Here is a 13,454-nt window from a genome sequence, read left to right as displayed (position 1 = left end):
ATATCGTGGGCCACTTTTGCCGGGGCGTCCATGGCTTTCGAAGATCCTGCCCGAACTTTCCTCGTACGAGTCAAAAGTGCCGCTCGGATGATCGGCTGGTCGCCATAGACGGACGGGCTGTGCGATGCAACCAAATCTCGGGGGTTGAGACATTGAAGAGTGTCTTAACGCGGGGTTAAGGTGAGCCACTTGCTCGGGGAAAGGGGCTTAGTCATGCACAAGCGTCTTGCTATTTTCTCCGTATCGGTGCTGTTGGGTGCATTCATATTTCACGTGACACCCGCTTCTGGACATGACCATGTCCATGTGCATTCGCACGACCATGCGCATGCCCATGACGACTCGCGGGAACATATGGCCGAAGATCTGGCCGGAACGCCGGTCAGTGTCATCGAGCGGCAGACCGCCGAAAACGCGGACCGCATCCAGCGGGCGACCGGAGTCCGGCCCGGAACGGCGAAGAAGAAAGCGAACCTCGCCGCCGATCCCGGAAAGTCCGGATCATGGAGCCCGGTGCTCGACACGCCCGTCATTCCGGTCTTCACCGCGGTGCTGCCCAACGGAAAAGCCCTGATCTGGGACTCGGTCGGCGACAACTCGAGCGAGTCCTACCCCGACCACAACTTCACCCGCGCGATGGTCTGGAATCCGGCCGACGACACGTACAAACGCGTTGATCTGCAAGGCTCGAACATCTTCTGCGCCGGATTCGCCCACCTTCCGAACGGCAACATCCTGGTCGCCGGCGGAAATGCGAACGCACAGCTGGACGGCACCGTCCAAACGCACATCTTCGACTGGCAGAACGAAACCTGGACCCGCGGACAGGACATGGCGGGCGCGCGCTGGTACCCGGCGGTCGCCGAGACGGCGAACGGCGAAAACGTCATCGTCGGCGGCGGCCCGGAGATCTCCGAGGTCTATCAGGCGAACGGCGCCATTCGCCCCCTCACCGGATTCACCAAGTACAGTTCGCGCCTCTACGCCTTCATGGGCTCCCGCCCCGACACCCAGCTCGGGGTCATCGGCCCGTACACCACCGGCTGGACCGTCAACACGTCCGGCATCGGCATCGTCACGGCGACCGGCAACCGCGACAACCTGTTCCGCGACTACGGAAGCTTCGCCACGTACGACGTCGGCAAGACGGTCGTGGTCGGCGGCGGCAAGATGACCGAGGGCGGCGTGGCCGACGTGCCGACGAAGACGGCGGTGGTGATGAGCACCGGCGCCACCATGTTCCCGGCCACCACGTCGACCGGCTCCCTGTCGACCGGCCGCCGCCAGCTGAACGCGACCCTGCTCGCCGACGGCTCGGTCCTGGCCACCGGCGGCATGACGAGCGCCGCCGTCAACGTCAACGTCGACCTGGCCCACGCCATCACCACAGCCGAACGGTGGGACCCGGCAACCGGCCAGTGGTCCGTGCTGGCCGAGGCGAGCCGCATCCGCCAGTACCACTCGACGGCCGCGCTGCTGCCCGACGGCCGCGTCCTGACCGGCGGCGGCGGCGTCTGCGGAGCGTGCATGGCCGCCGGCTATCTGGAGAAGAACATCGAGTACTTCACGCCGCCGTACCTGTATAAAAAGGACGGTAGCGGCGCTCTGGCCGACCGCCCGGCGATCACCACCGCGCCGGCCACGGTAGGCATCGGCGCCACGTTCACGGTGTCGACCCCGCAGGCGTCGGCCATCCGCAAGGTGGGCCTGGTCGGCCTGGGCGACGTCACCCACAGCATCGACCAGGGTCAGCGCTACATCCCGCTGAAATACACGGTTTCCGGTACGGCCTTGACGGTCACCGGCCCACCGAACGGCGGCGTGGCCCCACCCGGCTACTACATGCTGTTCATCGTCGACGCCAACGGCGTCCCGTCGGTGGCCAAGACGGTCCAGGTGCCGAAGTCCCCGAACCCGCTGATGAGCCAGGTCAAAAACGACACCGGCCGCTGCATCGACCTCCCCGGCTCGTCCCTGGTCCTGAAGACCTACCTGCAGACCTACACCTGCAACGGCACCAGGGCGCAGGCCCTGACCCGCCTCCCCAACGACAAGTCCCTGCGCGTCCTGGGCAACTGCCTGGACATCCCCGGCCAGAACTTCGTCACCGGCCAGCGCATCTTCATCTACACCTGCAACGGCACCCCAGCCCAGACCTGGCAGTACGGCACCGACAAGACCATCCGCCCGGTCGCCAAGACCACGCTGTGCCTGGCCGCCGCCTCCTCGGCCGAACGAGCCCAGATCCAGATAGTCACCTGCACCGGGGCAGCCCTGCAGAAGTGGACGTGGTGATGACAGCGCGGAGGCCACTGACGGACGCGTGGCCGACACTGGCCAGGCTGGTCTCGGAGGGAAGGGCAGTGGCTCCTGTCACGCCGCACCGCCTTCGGCCTCTCCGGCTTCGGTGAGCGCGCTCAGGTCCTCTCGGGCCGCCAGCAGGCTCAGGCGCGGCCGGCCAGCCTTCAGGTGGAGCGGCTGGTCGAGGCGCTGGCCTGGATCGATGCCCGGCAGGCCGAGCATCTGAGGCGGCTGGGGGAGACGCGGTGAGGTACGTCCACGACGCGCCCGTGGGGCTGGTCTTCGCGTGTCTGACGAAGCCTGAGCATCTCACGCACGTCTGGGGGCCGGACGGGACCCGTACGCCGTTGTCGAACTTGAGGAGAAAGTCATGCAGGAGCTTGTCGGGCCCCAGTTTCAGGCCCTCGCCGACGCGCTCGCCGGGCAGCCGCCGACCGCCCCCTCGCTGTGTGCGGGCTGGGAGGTACGCCATGTGGTCGCCCACATGACTATGGCCGCCCGCTACGACGGGCCGGCGTTCATGGCCGAACTGGCGGCGGTGGGGCACGACTTCGACGCGCTGTCCGAGCGGGTGGCCCGCCGCGACGGTGACCTGCCGTTCGCGTCGCTGCTGGCCGACCTGCGCAGCGACACCATGGCCCGGTGGGCCCCGCCGGGCGGTGGCGCCGCCGGGGCCCTCAGCCACGTGGTCATCCACGGCCTCGACATCACGGCCGCCCTCGGCCTGCCGCGTACGGCGAGCGACGAGGCCACCCGGCTCGTGCTCGACGAGCTGGCCGACGGCAAGCATTTCGGGGTCGACACCGGCGGGCAGCGGCTGCGGGCCACCGACCTCGACTGGGAGTACGGGGACGGCGTACTGGTCGAAGCGCCCGCCGGTGACCTCGTGCTGAAGCTCAGCGGCCGGCGCTGACGCCGGTGGGCTCGCGCCGGTAGTGCATGGCCACCGCCCCGTTGCGCAGCGGCTCCGCCGAGATGAGCTCGAGCCGGCGCGTGCTGGGCAGACCACCCGCGTACAGCGTCGGGCCGTGACCGGCGATCCGGGGGTGGACGAGCAACCGGTACTCGTCGATCAGGTCGAGCCGGTCGAGTTCGGTCGCGAGCTTGCCGCTGCCGAGGAGGACGCCGTTCGGGTTGGCGTCCTTGAGTTTCTGTACGCCCTCGCGCAGATCGCCGGCCAGGTGGTGGCTGTTGGTCCACGGGAATTCCGTACGCGTGGACGAGACCACGTACTTGGGTTTGGTCTCCAGATTGACCGCCCACTCGCGCTCAGCCGGCGGCGCCTGCACGTCGCCGCGGGCGACGGCCGGCCAGTAGCTCTCCATCATCTCGTAGGTGACGCGGCCCCACAGCATGGCGCCGGCCTCGTCCATCAGGCGGGTGAAGAGCGCGTGCGTCTCGTCGTCGGCGATCCCCGCCTGATGGTCGACGCAACCGTCCAGGGTGACGTTGAGGCTGAAGGTAAGAAGTCCCATGCCCGGCGACTCTAACGTGGAGCAGGCAGTTTTCGGGTGATCGCCCGCTCGAAGCGTTCCCACGCCGCCCGGGTGAACGGGTGGCGCCCGTCGAGGATGAGGTCGGCGACATACCGGGCTTCGCCGCGTGTCCGTGCCGCCTCGGCGGGGGTGATCCATTCCCGGCTGACGGCGTCGTCGAGTTCGTCGTCGTCGGCGACGCCGACGGTCCGGCCGTGCCGGCTGAGCCGGGGGCGGGGATCGGTGCCGGACGGCGTGTCGTCGTCCGGCAGGTGCCAGAGGTCGAGTTCGAGGTCGACGAAGCTCCACGCGTCCCGGTCTCGAGTCACGGGGCGGCACAGGTCGACGGTGATCCCAGTCCCCGATTGCCGTTGAGCTTCTTCTTGGTGAGCTTCACGAGGCGGGGCATCGCTCAAAACTGGACCACCATGTTGACTGATAGTCTGCGCGAAGATAGTCTCTGCGCAGCCAATCGACGTGAGGAGCGGATCATGTGGCAGTACGAGCACAGTGCGGAGACCAGCGCGGCGCCCGAGGTTCTGTGGCGTCACTGGTCGGCGGTGGATCAGTGGCCGACATGGAACGCGGGGATCGAGAAGATCGAGGTGGACGGGCCGTTCGCGGTGGGCACCGCGTTCACGATGACGCCGCCGGGGGAGGAGCCGCTGCGGATGCGGCTGACCGAGGTCGTGCCGGGGCGGCTGTTCACCGACGAGATGGACGCGGGGGACTTCGTCGTCCGGACCGTGCACTCGCTGGAGCCCGCGGGGGCCGGGAAGACCCGGGTCGTCTACCGGACCGAGATCGACGGGCCCGCCGCCGACCAGGTCGGGCCGGAGCTGGGGCCGGCCATCACCGCCGACTTCCCCGAGGTCGTCGGGGCGCTCGTTCGGCTCGCCGAGAGCTGAGTCGTGGCCCTCGACCCGAACGACAGCCCGGGCTTTCTGCTCTGGCACGTCACGTTGCGCTGGCAGCGGGACATCACCGCGGCGCTGGCCCCGCTCGACCTGACCCACGTGCAGTTCGTGTTGCTGGCCACCACCTGGTGGCTCAACGCCCACGGTGAGCCGCCCAGCCAGCTCAGCGTGGCCCGGCAGGCGGGCACCGACGTCAAGATGACCTCCCAGGTGGTCCGCCGGCTGGAGGCCAAGGAGCTGATCCGGCGGGAGGTCGACGCGGCCGACACCCGGGTCAAGCGCCTGCGGGTGACCGAGCGCGGCGCCGAACTCGCCAAGGAGGCCGTCGCCGTCGTCGAGGCCACCGACGCCGCCTTCTTCGGCTCCCTGCCCGACCCGGGAGCGCTGCTGGCGATGCTCCGGCCGCTCGCCAACTGACCTGGGCCGCGAGCTAACTGACCAGGGCCGCGATCGCGGACTTGTCGAGGGCCGACAGCAGGGCGGCCGGATCCTCGTACACCTCGATCGCTCCGGCCTCCTTCAGCTCGCCGGCCGAGGTGCCGCCGCAGGCCAGGCCGATGCACGGGATGTCGACCTTGGCCGCGGCCTTGACGTCCCAGACCGAGTCGCCGACGAAGACCGCTGACGCCGGATCGATGCCGGACTGGTCGAGGGCGGCCTGGAGGATGTCGGGGGCGGGCTTGGTCCGCTCGGCGTCGGCCGACGAGGTGGCCGCCGTGATCACGTCGTCGGCGTCGATCACCCGGCGCAGGTGTTCGAGCTCGGCCGCCTGCGCCGACGACGCCAGGGCGACCGCGAGGCCGCGGCCGGCCACCGCGCGCAGGAGCTCCGCCGCGCCGGGCAGCGGGCGCAGCCGTTCCCACCACGCGCCGTACAGGACGTCGTGGGCGGTCGAGGACTCCTCGTCCTGGCCGTGGTCGCGGGACGGGCCCAGCAGATGGTCGAGCAGGTTGTCGGAACCCATGCCGATCGCCCGGTGGATCGCGGCCATGGGTACGTCGGCGCCCCGCTGGCGCAGCGCCTCCCACCAGGCGACCGTGTGCAGGTACGTGGAGTCGACCAAGGTGCCGTCGACGTCGAACAGGACTCCGGATCTCATCCCCGCGGGGTACCCAGGATTGCGGGCTACCAGACATACGGGTCACCCCTTCCCGGCCGGGTGGGGGATCAGGGCGCCGCGGCGGCCGACGGCCCAGACTCCGAGGGCGAAACAGCTCAGTGCGATACCGACGGCGCAGATCAATGTCCAGCCGCCGACCGGCCACAGGATCGTGGCCAGCGCCGAACCGGCCGCGCCGCCGAGGAAGTTGCTGGTCACGTAGATGGTGTTGAGCCGGCTGCGGGCCTCGCCGGAGAGCGCGAACAGGCGCGTCTGGTTGAGGATGCCGATGGTCTGCACCGCCGCGTCGAGCAGCACGATCGCGACCACGACGGCCACCACCGACCGCTGCCCGGTGAGGGCCAGCGTCAGCGACACCACGGTCAGCGCCCAGGCGGCGCCGGTGGCGGGGATCGAGCGCCCGCGGTCGTGCAGCCCGCCCGCCCGCTGCGCGGCCAGCGCGCCGACCAGGCCGGCCACCCCGAACAGGCCGATGACCTGGACCGAGTAGCCGAACGGGGGGCCGCTGAGCAGGAACGTCAGCGACGTCCAGAACATCGTGAACGTGCCGAACGCGGTGGCGGCCAGCACGGCCGTCCAGCGCGCGGTCCGCTCCCGGGCGATCACCCGGAAGACCGAGGCCAACAGCGTGGGGTACGGGATTCGCGACCGTACCGGCAGGGTGGGCACCGCCCGGTGGAGGACCAGGGCCGCGCCGGCCGCGACCACGGCCGCGACGACGTAGATGGCCCGCCAGCCGGCCACGCCGGCCACGAAACCGGCGACCGTCCGCGAGACGAGCACCCCGATCAGAATGCCCGAGATCACCGTGCCGACGATCCGGCCCCGGGTGGCGTCGTCCGCCAGGTCCCCGGCCAGCGGCGCGAGAATCTGGCCGGCCACCGCGGTCAGCCCGAGCAGGACGAGCGCGCCGAGCAGGAGCGGCAGCGACGGCGCGACGGCGCACAGCAGCGCGGCGGCGGACGAGCACAGCAGCACGGTCCGTACCAGGCGCCGCCGGTCGAGCATGTCGCCGAGCGGGACGATGCACAGGATGCCGGCCGCGTATCCGATCTGGGTGGCGGTGACCAGCCATCCCGCGGCCGCCTGGCTCGCGTGCAGGTCGCCGGCGATGAGGTCGAGCAGCGGCTGCGCCCAGTACAGGTTGGCCACCGCGGCGCCCGCGGCCACCGCGAACAGCAGTGTGAGCCGACGTGTCATCTCCTGAACTCCTTACCCCGTACCGATGTACCCCGTACCGATGTGGCGGCTCCGGAATGTCCACGGGAGCGTCGCGTGAATCCGTACCTCGGAAACGCTGTTCGACGTCCACACCGGCGGCACTGATCGAAGGGGGGATGCGCACCTCGGCGCGGGGGTCCGGGACGGGCAGCATTCGGTGCATGTCCATCTGGCTTGTCACCGGCGCGTCCCGCGGGCTCGGTCACCACATCGCTTTGGCCGCGGCCTCGGCCGGGCACACTGTGCTGGCCGGCGTGCGCGACACCGACCGCCCGTACCCCGCCCTGCTCGAGGCCGGCGTCCGCGTGGTCCGGCTCGACGTCAGCTCCCCGGGCGACGTCGCGGCCGTGGCCGGCCTGGCCGAGCGTGAGTTCGGGCGGCTCGACGTGCTCGTCAACAACGCCGGCTACGGCCTGTTCGGGGCGCTCGAGCTGACCGGCGACGACGAGATCCGATCGCTGTTGGAGGTCAACGTCCTGGGTCTGATCCGGGCCACGCGGGCGGTGCTGCCGATGATGCGCCGGCAACGGTCCGGCCGGATCGTCAACATCGGGTCGGTGGGCGGCTTCACGGCCGTTCCCGGCTCCGGCGCGTACAGCGTCTCGAAGTTCGCGGTCGAGGCGGTGACCGAAGCCCTCAACGTCGAGCTGGACGGGCTCGGGGTGAGGGCGACGGTGGTCGAGCCGGGCCAGTTCCGGACGGACTTCCTGGACCCGTCGAGCGCCCGGATGACCGAGCGCCCCCTGATCGAGGACTATCAGGCGACCGTCGGTACGCGGCTTCGCGCTCTCCGGGCGGCTGACGGCAGGCAGCCCGGGGATCCGGCCAAGGCGGCCGCCGCCGTCGTCACCATCGCCGACGCCGCCGATCCGCCGGTCCGCGTCCAGCTCGGCCGCGACGCCCTGGACCGCGTCGAACAGAAACTGCTGGCGGTGGGGGCCGAGATGAGCCGGTGGCGGTCGCTGAGCGAATCGACCGGTTTCTGACCTGCGGATGACCATGGCCGGTCGTAGGGTTGGGGCGACAACCGGCGGAAGGACATACCGATGGCCAGGACCTGGTTCATCACCGGCAGCTCGCGTGGCTTCGGGCGGGAGTGGGCGACGGCGGCGCTGGAGCGGGGCGACCGGGTCGCCGCCACGGCTCGCAGCGCCGAATCTTTGAAAGACCTTGTTCAGCGGTACGGGAACCAGGTGCTGCCGCTGACGTTGGACGTGACCGACCGGGCGGCGGTGCTCGACGCGCTCAAGGCGGCCGACGACCACTTCGGGCGGCTCGACGTGATCGTCAACAACGCGGGGTACGGGCAGTTCGGCATGATCGAGGAGATCAGCGAGCAGGAGGCCCGGGCGCAGTTCGAGACCAACGTGTTCGGGGCGCTCTGGGTGACCCAGGGTGCTCTGCCCTACCTGCGCAAGGCCGGCGGCGGCAACATCATTCAGGTGTCGTCGATCGGTGGCATCTCGGCGTTCGCCAACATCGGCGTCTACAACGCCTCCAAGTGGGCGCTCGAGGGGTTCAGCCAGGCGCTGGCGCAGGAGGTCGCGCTCTTCGGGATCAAGGTGACGCTGGTCGAGCCGGGCGGCTTCAGCACCGACTGGGCCGGCTCGTCGGCGCGGCACGCGACGAAGCTCGACACGTACGAACAGGTGCGCGCCCAAGCCGCCGAAGCCCGCAGCAAGCGGGTCGCGAACCCGGGTGATCCGGCCGCGACGGGCGCGGTCATCCTCAAGATCGTCGACGCCGAGAAGCCGCCGCTGCGCGTGTTCTTCGGCGAGGCGCCGCTCGGCATCGCCACGGCCGACTACGAGTCCCGGCTCGCCGAGTGGCGCGAGTGGCAGCCGCTCGCCATCGAGGCGCAGGGGTGACCGGCTAGCGCCGGGCGTCGTGGTGCTGTTCGAGGACGGCCTCCAGGTGTTCGGCCGGCATCGGGCGGCCCAGCAGGTCGCCCTGGGCCAGCTGGCAGCCGGCCGACTGGGCGGTGTCCAGGTCGCCCGGGCCGGCGACGCCGTGGGCGATGACCTCCATGCCCAGGCGGTGGCCCAGGGTGACGGCCACCTCGAGGACGGCCGGTTCGGCGAAGACCTCCTGGTCGATCTTGAGCAGGTCGACCGGGAGGATCCGCAGGCGGCTCAGCGAGGTGGGGCCGGTGCCGAAGTGGCCGACCGCCGTCCGGACGCCCTCGGCGCGCAGCCGGCCCAGCCGGGCGGCGACCTCGTCGACGCCGGGCTGGCGGACGTCGTCCTCGGAGACCTCGACGACCAAAGCCGAGTACGGCAGACCGTACGACTCCAGGGCGGTGTGCAGGCTCGCCTGGAAGGCCGGATCGGCCAGCTGGCGGGGGCGCACGGCGACGGCCAGCCACAGGCCGGGGTGCAGGCGGCGCCACCCGGCGAGCAGGCGGCACGAGGTCTCCAGGACCCGGCGGCCGATCGTGGCGAGGCTACCCAGCTCCTCGGCCAGGGCCAGCAGCTCGGCCACCGGGATCGTGCCCAGCGTGGGGTGCCGCCACACCGGCACGACCTCCACACCGGCCGGGCGCCGGCCCGGTAGCTCGACGACCACCTGGAAGAGCAGGTCGATCGCGGCGCCGGGCAGGTCCTGCTCGAGCGTGGAGCGCCGCAGCAGCCTGGTCTCCATCTCGGCCTCGTACCACTCGACGGCGCCGGGCGGCCCGGAGCGTACGGACCGCAGGGCGAGTTGCGAGCGGCGCAGCACCTCCTCGGCGGGCTGGTCTCCCGGCAGGTCGGCCAGCCCGGCCCAGGCGGAGAGGTGGGAGACCGTGCCGGCCGCCGTGTAGGGAGCCGACAGGGCGTTCACCAACTGGCCGGCGAGCAGGTGGGCCCGTACGGCGCCGCAGTGGGTCAGCACGGCCAGGCGGGTCTCACCGATGCGGGCCGGTACGTCGGCCGCGGCCACCCGGGACCGCAGCCGGCGGGCCGCCTCGACCAGCACCGACTCGGCCAGGGCGGGCCCGTGCACGTCGCCGATGGCGGTCAGGCCGCCCAGCTCGACCACGATGATCGCGGCCGCGTCGGGGATGAGGCCGGCCGCCCGGAGCAGTCCCTCGCGGTTGGCCAGGCCGGTGTGCCGGTCGAGGTGGGTCTCCTGGCGCAGCGCCAGTTCCAGGTCGCGGGCGTTGCTGACGTCGCGGATGTGCACCACGAGCGTCTGGCCGGGCTCGGCCGGGTCGGCGCCGCTGGCGGTCCACTCGGTCTGGCGCCACCGCCCGAACCCGTCCCGCAGCCGGACCGCGATCCCGTCGGAGCCGGTCCCGGTGGCGTGCGGGGCGGCGAGGCGGGACATCAGGTAGGAGTGGACGTCGTCGGCCTGGCCGGGGTCGACCAGGACCGAGACGCAGCGGCCCAGGGGCAGGCCGAACTGGCGGAACGCGGCCGACGACTGCCAGCGCACGGCCAGGCTCGCGTCGAGGACCAGGGCCACGTCGGCGGCGCCGAACGTGAGGCTGCGCAGCCGGTTCTCCTGGTCGGTGAGGTGGCCCGCCTGGCGGCGCAGGGCGACCGCCGACACCCATTCCCGGGCCGCCACCACCGCGATGCCCAGGGTGCCCAGCATGATGGCCGTCGCGTCCACGCCGCCGCCGTTGAGCAGGTGGAAGACCGTGATCAGGGCCGAGCCGATGACCGGGACCGTGAGCAGAGGCAGGTCCGGCGGTGGCAGGGGCGCGAGGTCCGGGCGCAGCCGCACCGACCCGTACCACAGCAGGCCCCCGGCGACATTTATCGCCGCACCCGCGATGACCGCCGCGATGGCCGCGTTCGGTATCCCCGGATAGTCGAGGCCGATGACCAGGGCGGTAAGCCCGACCAGCGACAGCGCCGCGCCGGGACCGCACCACTGCAGTGCCGTTCGGTGGCGGATCGCGTGGACGCCGGCGACTCCGGCCGTGGTGGCCGCGCCACCGCCGAAGATCAGTGCCGTGATGGTCGCGCCGCGCTGCTCGCCGCCGTCGCTGAACAGCAGCAGCCAGGACGAGAAGATCAGGCAGGTCCAGACACCGGCGACGTCCAGGGCCGTACGCAGGCGGGCCACCCCCGTGCGGCGCTGCGCCGGGCGCAGGATCGCCGGCAGGTAGAGGGTCGCCACGAAGAAGATGGAGACCAGCGGAATCTCGGCCGGCAGGGGCACACCGTCGACCAGTACGTCCGGCGCCACCAGGGTGGCGATGCCGCTGGCGGCGCCGGCCAGCGCGGTCAGGCCGAGCCCGCCGGCCAGCGCGAGGGCCCGGGCCGGTGGCCCGGCCGACCGGCCGGTGCGGGCCGCGCGGGCCATGACGACAGCGGTCACAGCCGAGGCCGCGGTCAGCAGGCCGGCCACACTTCCGGTCGGCAGCAGGACGAACGCGCAGGCCAGCGCGACCGTCGCCAGCAGCGCGGGCACGATCAGCCGGAGAGGGGATCCGCCTGCCATGATGCAGAACCAACGAGCGTTCGCCGCGACGGTTACGGGCCGGGGAGAAAAATGGCAACTATCGATCGGGTCGAGGTCCTTGTCACGTCGCCGGGCCGCAACTTCGTGACGCTGCGCATCACCACTTCCGACGGCGTGACCGGCCTCGGCGACGCGACCCTGAACGGGCGCGAGCTGGCCGTCGCCTCGTACCTGCGCGACCACGTCGCGCCCCTGCTGGTGGGCCGCGACCCGGCCCGGATCGAGGACACCTGGCAGTACCTCTACAAGGGCGCCTACTGGCGGCGCGGGCCGGTGACCATGACGGCGATCGCGGCGGTCGACGTCGCGCTCTGGGACGTCAAGGGCAAGGTGGCCGGGCTGCCGGTCTACCAACTGCTCGGCGGGCGGTCCCGCGACGGGGTGCTGGTCTATTGCCACGCGAGTGGGGTGGATGTGGCGGCGCTCGTCGACGACGTGGCCGCGTACCGCGACAAAGGGTTTAAAGCGATCCGGGCGCAGGCGGCCGTCCCCGGCGTCAGTGGCACTTACGGCATTCGGAAGGGCGCCTTCTATGAGCCGGCCGCGACGGCTCTGCCCGAGGAACAGCTGTGGAGCACCGAGGCCTATCTCGACGTCGCGCCGAGCTATCTGGCCAAGGTGCGCGAGAAGTTCGGCTTCGGGCTGCACCTGCTGCACGACGTGCACCACCGGCTCACGCCGATCGAGGCCGCCCGGTTCGGCCGGAGCGTCGAGGAGCTGCGGCTGTTCTGGATGGAGGACCCGACGCCGGCCGAGAACCAGGAGGCGTTCCGGCTGATCAGGCAGCACACGACGACGCCGATCGCGACCGGCGAGGTGCTGAACTCGATCTGGGACGTCAAGCAGCTCATCACCGAGCAGCTCATCGACTACGTGCGCACGACCGTCGTGCACGCCGGCGGCATCACGCATCTGCGGCGCATCTTCGACCTGGCCGCGCTCTATCAGGTCCGCACGGGGTCGCACGGCGCGAGCGATCTCTCACCGGTGACGGTCGCGGCGGCCGTGGCCGTCGACATCGCCCAGCCCAACTTCGGCATTCAGGAACATATGGGCCACACGCTGGAGACGTACGAGGTGTTCCGCGGCACCCCCCAGGTCACGGACGGCCACCTGCACCCGTCGGAGGAGCCGGGCCTCGGCATCGAGTACGACGACGAGGTGGCCGCGAGGTTCCCGTACCAGCCCCGCTACCTGCCGGTCGCCCGCAACCTGGACGGATCAGTCCACGACTGGTGAGTGGACGACGGCGACCGTGCAGGCGCTGTGCCGCAGCAGGTGCTGGCTGACCGACCCCAGGAGCAGGCCGAGGAAGGGGCCGCGGCCCCGGCAGCCGACCACGACGAGCTGAGCCCGCCGGCTGGCGGCGGTCAGGGCGTCGGCGGCGTGCCCGGTGACGGGCTCGACCGTGCCGCCGAAGGTGGGGGAGACCTCCGAGCGGGGGCCGGTGAGGACGTGCAGCGGCGCCCCCCGGGCGGCGGCCTGCTCGGCCGCGAAGCGCAGTACCGGCTCCTCGGCGGCCGAGCCGTCGACCCCGGCCACGACGGGCGCGCCGGCGGTGGCCTGACCGCGGACCACGACGACGGGGCAACAGGCGTGGGCGCTGACCGTCGTACTCACCGTCCCGAGCAGGTTGGCCACGGCGCTGTGGCCACGGCTGCCGAAGACGATCATGGACGCGGACGCCGAGGCGTCGAGGAGCGCCTGCACCGGCGGCGAGTGCACCGCACGGACCTCGATCGGCACGTGCGGATGCGTGCGCCGGGCGTCCGCTACCACCTCGTCGAGCGCGGTGAGAACGGTCTGCTCCCACTCGCCGCCGGGCAGGACCTCGCCGGCGTTCGACGGGATCCAGCTGGGCACCTCATGGGCGTAGAGAAGAGTGACCGGCGAGCCGGCGTCGAGCGCCCACGCGACGGCGGCGCGCGCGTCGGGGGAGTGGTCGTAGCCGACGACGATGGTCACGCT

Annotated in this window: 14 protein-coding genes; 7 read left to right on the top strand and 7 right to left on the bottom strand. The window is 71.4% G+C overall.

Annotation, left to right across the window (positions count from 1 at the left end; translation table 11 throughout):
* Positions 1-354 precede the first annotated feature (354 nt).
* Positions 355-2,295 carry a galactose oxidase-like domain-containing protein gene (locus tag AB0C26_RS24235; protein WP_360251536.1) on the top strand — a complete coding sequence of 647 codons (1,941 nt, stop codon included), beginning with the start codon at positions 355-357 and terminating at the stop codon, positions 2,293-2,295.
* Positions 2,296-2,373: 78 nt separating this feature from the next.
* Here AB0C26_RS24235 and AB0C26_RS24230 read toward each other — a convergent pair whose 3' ends face one another.
* Positions 2,374-2,523, bottom strand: a complete 150-nt coding sequence (locus AB0C26_RS24230) for a hypothetical protein (RefSeq protein WP_360251533.1) — start codon at positions 2,521-2,523, stop codon at positions 2,374-2,376.
* 148 nt (positions 2,524-2,671) lie between these two features.
* Between AB0C26_RS24230 and AB0C26_RS24225 the strand changes: the two genes are divergently transcribed.
* Positions 2,672-3,214, top strand: coding sequence for a maleylpyruvate isomerase family mycothiol-dependent enzyme (locus AB0C26_RS24225; RefSeq protein WP_360251530.1), 543 nt, complete (start codon positions 2,672-2,674; stop codon positions 3,212-3,214).
* Here the strand turns inward: AB0C26_RS24225 and AB0C26_RS24220 are convergent.
* Both AB0C26_RS24220 and AB0C26_RS24215 read right to left on the bottom strand, forming a co-directional pair.
* Positions 3,198-3,776 carry a dihydrofolate reductase family protein gene (locus AB0C26_RS24220; RefSeq protein WP_360251527.1) on the bottom strand — a complete coding sequence of 193 codons (579 nt, stop codon included), beginning with the start codon at positions 3,774-3,776 and terminating at the stop codon, positions 3,198-3,200. The genes AB0C26_RS24225 and AB0C26_RS24220 overlap by 17 nt on opposite strands.
* 11 nt (positions 3,777-3,787) lie before the next feature.
* Complete coding sequence (locus AB0C26_RS24215; protein ID WP_360251524.1) at positions 3,788-4,105, bottom strand: hypothetical protein; 318 nt, start codon at positions 4,103-4,105, stop codon at positions 3,788-3,790.
* Between the two features lie 162 nt (positions 4,106-4,267).
* Here AB0C26_RS24215 and AB0C26_RS24210 point away from each other — a divergent pair, with 162 nt between their 5' ends.
* Together AB0C26_RS24210 and AB0C26_RS24205 are read left to right on the top strand one after the other, a co-directional pair.
* Positions 4,268-4,684, top strand: coding sequence for an SRPBCC family protein (locus tag AB0C26_RS24210; RefSeq protein ID WP_360251521.1), 417 nt, complete (start codon positions 4,268-4,270; stop codon positions 4,682-4,684).
* A gap of 3 nt (positions 4,685-4,687) precedes the next feature.
* Positions 4,688-5,110: a MarR family transcriptional regulator gene (locus tag AB0C26_RS24205; protein WP_360251518.1), complete on the top strand. Its 423-nt coding sequence runs from the start codon at positions 4,688-4,690 to the stop codon at positions 5,108-5,110.
* Between the two features lie 13 nt (positions 5,111-5,123).
* Here AB0C26_RS24205 and AB0C26_RS24200 read toward each other — a convergent pair whose 3' ends face one another.
* Together AB0C26_RS24200 and AB0C26_RS24195 are read right to left on the bottom strand one after the other, a co-directional pair.
* Positions 5,124-5,792, bottom strand: coding sequence for an HAD family hydrolase (locus AB0C26_RS24200; RefSeq protein ID WP_360251515.1), 669 nt, complete (start codon positions 5,790-5,792; stop codon positions 5,124-5,126).
* Between the two features lie 42 nt (positions 5,793-5,834).
* Positions 5,835-7,013 (bottom strand): MFS transporter, encoded by a 1,179-nt coding sequence (locus AB0C26_RS24195; protein ID WP_360251512.1) that lies wholly within the window; start codon positions 7,011-7,013, stop codon positions 5,835-5,837.
* Between the two features lie 182 nt (positions 7,014-7,195).
* Between AB0C26_RS24195 and AB0C26_RS24190 the strand changes: the two genes are divergently transcribed.
* Together AB0C26_RS24190 and AB0C26_RS24185 are read left to right on the top strand one after the other, a co-directional pair.
* On the top strand, positions 7,196-8,020 hold the full coding sequence (locus AB0C26_RS24190; protein WP_360251509.1) for an SDR family NAD(P)-dependent oxidoreductase: 825 nt from the start codon (positions 7,196-7,198) through the stop codon (positions 8,018-8,020).
* Between the two features lie 60 nt (positions 8,021-8,080).
* Entirely contained in the window at positions 8,081-8,902 is an 822-nt protein-coding gene (locus AB0C26_RS24185; RefSeq protein ID WP_360251506.1) for an SDR family oxidoreductase, read from the top strand.
* A gap of 4 nt (positions 8,903-8,906) precedes the next feature.
* Here AB0C26_RS24185 and AB0C26_RS24180 read toward each other — a convergent pair whose 3' ends face one another.
* Positions 8,907-11,465 (bottom strand): bifunctional diguanylate cyclase/phosphodiesterase, encoded by a 2,559-nt coding sequence (locus AB0C26_RS24180; protein ID WP_360251503.1) that lies wholly within the window; start codon positions 11,463-11,465, stop codon positions 8,907-8,909.
* A 51-nt stretch (positions 11,466-11,516) separates the two neighbouring features.
* On the opposite strand from AB0C26_RS24180, the gene manD reads away from it, so the two are divergent.
* The gene (gene manD / locus AB0C26_RS24175) at positions 11,517-12,725 is read left to right on the top strand and encodes a D-mannonate dehydratase ManD (protein WP_360251500.1); all 1,209 of its coding nucleotides are present in this window, start codon (positions 11,517-11,519) and stop codon (positions 12,723-12,725) included.
* Here manD and AB0C26_RS24170 read toward each other — a convergent pair.
* Positions 12,708-13,451 (bottom strand): universal stress protein, encoded by a 744-nt coding sequence (locus AB0C26_RS24170; RefSeq protein WP_360251497.1) that lies wholly within the window; start codon positions 13,449-13,451, stop codon positions 12,708-12,710. The two genes, manD and AB0C26_RS24170, sit on opposite strands and share 18 nt — an antisense overlap.
* Positions 13,452-13,454 lie beyond the last annotated feature (3 nt).

Source organism: Actinoplanes sp. NPDC048796 (assembly GCF_040650035.1).
In the GTDB taxonomy this organism is placed as follows: domain Bacteria; phylum Actinomycetota; class Actinomycetes; order Mycobacteriales; family Micromonosporaceae; genus Actinoplanes.
This window is presented reverse-complemented; position numbering and strand designations above follow the sequence as displayed.

Excerpts from the sequence above, each read along its gene's own strand:
- AB0C26_RS24225 (WP_360251530.1), top strand. The coding sequence starts at position 2,672 with ATGCAGGAGCTTGTCGGGCCCCAGTTTCAGGCCCTCGCCGACGCGCTC.
- AB0C26_RS24185 (WP_360251506.1), top strand. The coding sequence starts at position 8,081 with ATGGCCAGGACCTGGTTCATCACCGGCAGCTCGCGTGGCTTCGGGCGG.
- AB0C26_RS24200 (WP_360251515.1), bottom strand. The coding sequence starts at position 5,792 with ATGAGATCCGGAGTCCTGTTCGACGTCGACGGCACCTTGGTCGACTCC.
- AB0C26_RS24230 (WP_360251533.1), bottom strand. The coding sequence starts at position 2,523 with ATGCTCGGCCTGCCGGGCATCGATCCAGGCCAGCGCCTCGACCAGCCG.
- AB0C26_RS24195 (WP_360251512.1), bottom strand. The coding sequence starts at position 7,013 with ATGACACGTCGGCTCACACTGCTGTTCGCGGTGGCCGCGGGCGCCGCG.
- AB0C26_RS24190 (WP_360251509.1), top strand. The coding sequence starts at position 7,196 with ATGTCCATCTGGCTTGTCACCGGCGCGTCCCGCGGGCTCGGTCACCAC.
- AB0C26_RS24235 (WP_360251536.1), top strand. The coding sequence starts at position 355 with ATGGCCGAAGATCTGGCCGGAACGCCGGTCAGTGTCATCGAGCGGCAG.
- AB0C26_RS24180 (WP_360251503.1), bottom strand. The coding sequence starts at position 11,465 with ATGGCAGGCGGATCCCCTCTCCGGCTGATCGTGCCCGCGCTGCTGGCG.
- manD (WP_360251500.1), top strand. The coding sequence starts at position 11,517 with ATGGCAACTATCGATCGGGTCGAGGTCCTTGTCACGTCGCCGGGCCGC.
- AB0C26_RS24220 (WP_360251527.1), bottom strand. The coding sequence starts at position 3,776 with ATGGGACTTCTTACCTTCAGCCTCAACGTCACCCTGGACGGTTGCGTC.
- AB0C26_RS24210 (WP_360251521.1), top strand. The coding sequence starts at position 4,268 with ATGTGGCAGTACGAGCACAGTGCGGAGACCAGCGCGGCGCCCGAGGTT.